Raw genomic sequence first — 4,818 nt, 5'->3', positions numbered from 1 at the left:
CTGTACTGTCTGCGGCTTCGTCGCCTTGTCCTGGATTTAGTTAATCTAATATATCGTCGGGTCGGCTGATTATTTGCCGGCTTCGGCGATGTTTTTGGCGGCGGTCGTCGCGCTGGCGGTCAGACCGGACATGCCAATCAGGGAGGCGGCTGCCAATTTAATTAAGTTTTTCATGGTCATCTCTCTTTCTTTTGTTCCCGCCGCCGAACTGGGCGGTCTGCGGTTCGCACTTGTGTCGGCATCTGATGCCGGAATCGGTTGAAAGCCGCTCCACCGCGGGCGGGAAGGTTGTTTGTGGGGGTTTGGGAAGCATTTAAAATATTTCGTTTGTTTTCAAATTATTTTTTTGCAGCGGTTTCGATATTGCGGGCAACCATAGAGGCTGAAGCGGTAACACCGGCCATACCGATTAAAGAGGCTGCGGCCAAGGTCAATAAATTTTTCATTTCGGGTAATCCTTTTACATATTAATCAAATGTTATTTAACAACATCTGTATTCGTCGTCGGCGTGTCTGCCATATCGACAGGTGTCATGATACCGCCTTAATTGATAAATTATACAGTTTTTTTGTAAAGAAAATAGCGGTATTAATGCTATAATGTAATTATTTTGATAAATTATTTTTAGTTTTGAAAATGACACCGATGTCTTGCAGAATGACACCGATGTCTTAGTTACAAGCCGATTACAAATTGTTTATTTTAGAATAGATGCTCTCGGATTTTTTGTTGCCAAATTACATCATTTTAGAAAATTTTTAAATTTTCTTTATATTTTTCAATCAGATAAAAAACAACACTTTTCCGCTTGGTTTTTGGGTTTTTAGCCTCAGACTATAATCGCCATTGCCATTTTTTAAATGATCTATCTATTTTTGGCAAAAAGCGGCATTGTTCTGCCTTGCCCAAAGTGAGCGGTTTTCCAAGCTGCCGGCGGTAAAAGCTCTGTTTGGGCGCAGCGAAGCGTGTAAAGCTTGTTTTTAGGTTTTCAGACGACCTATCTATCTTTATAGGTTGGCAGGGTCGTCTGAAAAGGCTGTCTGTTTCGGTGCTTCTGTTCACGCCCCCATCAAATTGATTCAGTTCGACTGCTTCGTTCTGCGTTCTGCAACCCGCTGCCCGGCATCGGTTTATCAGCTATTCCGCCCTATCCTACTCAAGCGCACAGCGAGCTTGCCCTGCAAACATGCTATATTGCCGTTTTTGCTTTTTCCGTTTTCAGACGACCTATGAATCTCCCGCTCCTCCTGACCGCCGCGCTTGCCTTTCTGTCCGGCGCGCTCATCACTTGGCTGCTCGCCCGCAACAAGGCGCAGACGCAGCAGTTTGCCCTGATGCAATCGCTTGCCGAGTCTCGCCAAAATCTTGAATTTGCCGAACAAAATCAGGCGCAAACCGCAGCCGAGCTTGCCGACGCGCGCTATCATGTCCAAGATTTGCAGGGCGAATTGCAGGAATTGGGCAACCGCTTCGCCGCCGCCGAACGCCAAATTGGTTATCTTCAAGAGCGCGAACAGGAAGCAGGTCGTCTGAAACAAGATTACGCCGAGCTTCAGGAAACCGCGCACAACCTGCACGTCCGCAACGAACGCCTCCACATCCAGCTCGAACAGGAACGCCTCGCCGCCGACGAAAAGCTCAAGCTCCTTGCCGAAGCCCGACAAAGCTTGGGCGACCAGTTTCAAAACCTCGCCAACACCATTTTGGAAGAGAAAAGCCGCCGCTTCACCGAGCAAAACCGCGACCACCTCAGCCAACTGCTGACCCCGCTCAACGAACGCATCCACGGCTTCAGCGAGCTGGTTCAGCAAACCTATGAAAAAGAAGCGCGCGAACGGCTGACCCTCGAAAACGAACTCAAACGCCTACAAACCCTCAACACCCAACTGCACAGCGACGCCAAAGCCCTCACCGACGCGCTCACCGGCACGCAAAACAAAACGCAAGGCAACTGGGGTGAGATGATTTTAGAAAGCGTTTTGGAACATTCCGGCCTGCAAAAAGGACGCGAATACACCGTCCAAGCCGCCGCCGTCCGCCAAGAAGAAGACGGCGCGCGCCGCCTTCAGCCCGACGTCCTCGTCAACCTGCCCGAAGGCAAACAAATCGTCATCGATTCCAAAGTCTCGCTGACCGCCTATGTCCGCTACACCCAAGCCGCCGACGCTGCAACCGCCGAGCGCGAACTCGCCGCCCACGTCGCCAGCATCCGCGCCCACATCCGCAGCCTGTCGCAAAAAGACTATACCGACCTCGAAGGCGTCCGTACGCTGGATTTCGTGTTTATGTTCATCCCCGTCGAACCCGCCTACCTGCTCGCCCTGCAACACGATGCCGCCCTGTTCCAAGAATGTTTCGACAAACGCATCATGCCGGTCGGCCCGAGTACGCTGCTCGCCACCCTGCGCACCGTCGCCCACATCTGGCGCAACGAACAACAAAACCAAAACGCCCTCGCCATCGCGGCAGAAGGCGGCAGGCTTTACGACAAATTCACCGGCTTTGTCCAAACGCTCGAGACCGTCGGCAAAAACATCGACCAAGCACAAAGCCAGTTCCAACAAGCCTACAAACAGCTCTCGCAAGGACGCGGCAACCTCGTCAGCCGCGCCGAGAAACTGCGTGCGCTGGGCGTCAAAACCACCAAACGCCTGCAACGCGATTTGACAGAAACCGCCCAAGAATCCGCCTTGCAGGATAAGGGTTTGCCGGAAGGGGAAGAAGATTGACGGATTGTCCGTCGTCGGATTTCAGACGACGTATCAAAGACAAAAAGGGCGCATGATGCATCCTTTTATAGTGGATTAACTTTAAACCAGGACAAGGCGACGAAGCCGCAGACAGTACAGATAGTACGGAACCGATTCACTTGGTACTTCAGCACCTTAGAGAATCGTTCTTTTGAGCTAAGGCGAGGCAACGCCGTACTGGTTTCAAGTTAATCCACTGTATCGTTTCAAACCTTATTCGCCAGCCATCCGCGTTTCTAGCTGTCGGAAGAAGGAGGAACAAGGCATCGCGGCGGTAAAAAGGTCGTCTGAAAAACGGCGGGGCGGGTATGAATTGCTTACCACGCCGTTTTCAGACGACCTTTCGTGTTATCGCGCCTTTATTTCACTTTGCTTTTCAACGCGCCGTAGCCTGCCGCATCCATTTGTTCCAGCGGGATGAATTTCAAACTTGCGCCGTTGATGCAGTAGCGCAGGCCGCCTTTGTCTTGCGGGCCGTCGGCGAAGACGTGTCCCAAGTGCGAATCGGCGGCATGGCTGCGCACTTCGGTGCGGCGCATGTTGTAGCTGAAATCGTCGTGTTCGGTAACGGCGGCGGCGTTAATCGGGCGGGTGAAGCTCGGCCAGCCGCAGCCGGAATCGAATTTGTCGGCGGAGCTGAACAGGGGTTCGCCGCTGACGACGTCCACATAAATGCCGGGTTTGAACAGATGGTCGTATTCGTGGCTGAAGGCGTATTCGGTCGCGCTTTTTTGGGTCACTTGGTATTGCTCTTCGGTCAGGATGCGTTTGAGTTCGGCATCGCTGGGTTTTTTATACGTTGCCGCGTCGAAGCCTTTGCCTTGCGGGGCGGCTTTGGTTTTGCCCGGCAGCGGTTCGTCGGCTTTGCGGATGTCGATGTGACAGTAGCCGTTGGGGTTTTTAATCAGGTAGTCCTGATGGTATTCCTCGGCGTCGTAGAAGTTTTTCAGCGGCTCGTTTTCGACGACGAGGGGCTGTTTGTATTTTTGCTGCTCGCGTTTGAGGGCGGCGGCAATGACGGCTTTTTCGGCGGGATCGGTGTAGTACACGCCGCTGCGGTATTGCGTGCCGGTATCGTTGCCTTGTTTGTTGAGGCTGGTCGGGTCAACGACGCGGAAATAGTATTGCAGGATGTCGTCGAGGCTGAGTTTGTCGGCATCGTAGGTCACTTTGACGGTCTCGGCATGACCCGTATCGCGGTAGGACACGTCTTCGTAGCTCGGGTTTTTCGTTTTGCCGTTGGCGTAGCCGGATACGGCGTCCACCACGCCGTCTATGCGTTGGAAATAGGCTTCCAAGCCCCAGAAGCAGCCGCCGGCGAGGTAGATGGTGCGCGTGTTCATGATTTTTGAATCCTTTTTCTGTGTGTCGGGTTTGTAGAACGCGTTTTTCAGACGACCTAAATCGGCATTCGGGTCGCGGATTAACGCCAATGCCTGCGCTTCGTTGATACTGCCTTTGACGATGCGCTGCACATCGCCGTCTTTACCGATTAACGCCCAAGAAGGGTAAACGCTGATATTCAGGCTTTGGGCGATGGTGCCGCCGTTGTCGGTCACGACGGGCAGCTTGGGATAGTTCAAACCGGCATACCATTTTTGGAAGTCGCCGTCTTTTTTCTCGTGCAGAAAGCCCGGAGACGCGACGGTAATCAGGTTGACGGAGCTGAACCGCTTATCCTGTGCCCATTTTTCGGTCTGCCCCAATTCGGACAAACACAAAGGACACCAGCTCGCCCAGAATTTAATCAGGGTCGGTTTGTCTTTTTTCAAATAAACGCTGGCGGGGCGGTTGTCCGCGGTTTTCAAAGTGGACAAAGTGTGCGGCACGGTCGCGGCTTCGGCATCGGCAATTTTGGGCGAACAAGCACCCAGTGCAAACAGACAGCCAAACTTGGCGCAAAGGGAAAAGAAGGTACGGGGTTTCATCTCTATGTTTCCTGTGTGGACGGTTTGTATGATTAGACGTTGGGAATGCCCAAACCTTACAGCCTTGCACATAAAAAAGCAAAAGGTCGTCTGAAAACAAACGTCCATATTATAGTGGATTAAATTTAAATCAGGACAA

Annotated in this window: 2 protein-coding genes; one reads left to right on the top strand and one right to left on the bottom strand. The window is 52.3% G+C overall.

The genetic code is table 11. The features are described 5' to 3' along the window. Positions 1 to 1,230 precede the first annotated feature (1,230 nt). Complete coding sequence (gene rmuC / locus HMPREF3050_RS10175) at positions 1,231 to 2,730, top strand: DNA recombination protein RmuC (protein ID WP_070774693.1); 1,500 nt, start codon at positions 1,231 to 1,233, stop codon at positions 2,728 to 2,730. 380 nt (positions 2,731 to 3,110) lie between these two features. Here the strand turns inward: rmuC and msrAB are convergent, their stop codons facing one another. Continuing rightward, positions 3,111 to 4,679, bottom strand: a complete 1,569-nt coding sequence (gene msrAB, locus HMPREF3050_RS10170; RefSeq protein ID WP_070774692.1) for a bifunctional peptide-methionine (S)-S-oxide reductase MsrA/peptide-methionine (R)-S-oxide reductase MsrB — start codon at positions 4,677 to 4,679, stop codon at positions 3,111 to 3,113. Positions 4,680 to 4,818 lie beyond the last annotated feature (139 nt).

Source organism: Neisseria sp. HMSC065D04, assembly GCF_001815675.1.
Taxonomy (GTDB): Bacteria; Pseudomonadota; Gammaproteobacteria; order Burkholderiales; family Neisseriaceae; genus Neisseria.
The sequence above is the reverse complement of the archived record's forward strand: the minus strand, read 5'-3'. Positions and strand labels throughout refer to the sequence as shown.

What these genes read in the sequence shown, in the direction of transcription:
- rmuC (WP_070774693.1), top strand. Translation starts at nt 1,231, where the DNA reads ATGAATCTCCCGCTCCTCCTGACCGCCGCGCTTGCCTTTCTGTCCGGC.
- msrAB (WP_070774692.1), bottom strand. Translation starts at nt 4,679, where the DNA reads ATGAAACCCCGTACCTTCTTTTCCCTTTGCGCCAAGTTTGGCTGTCTG.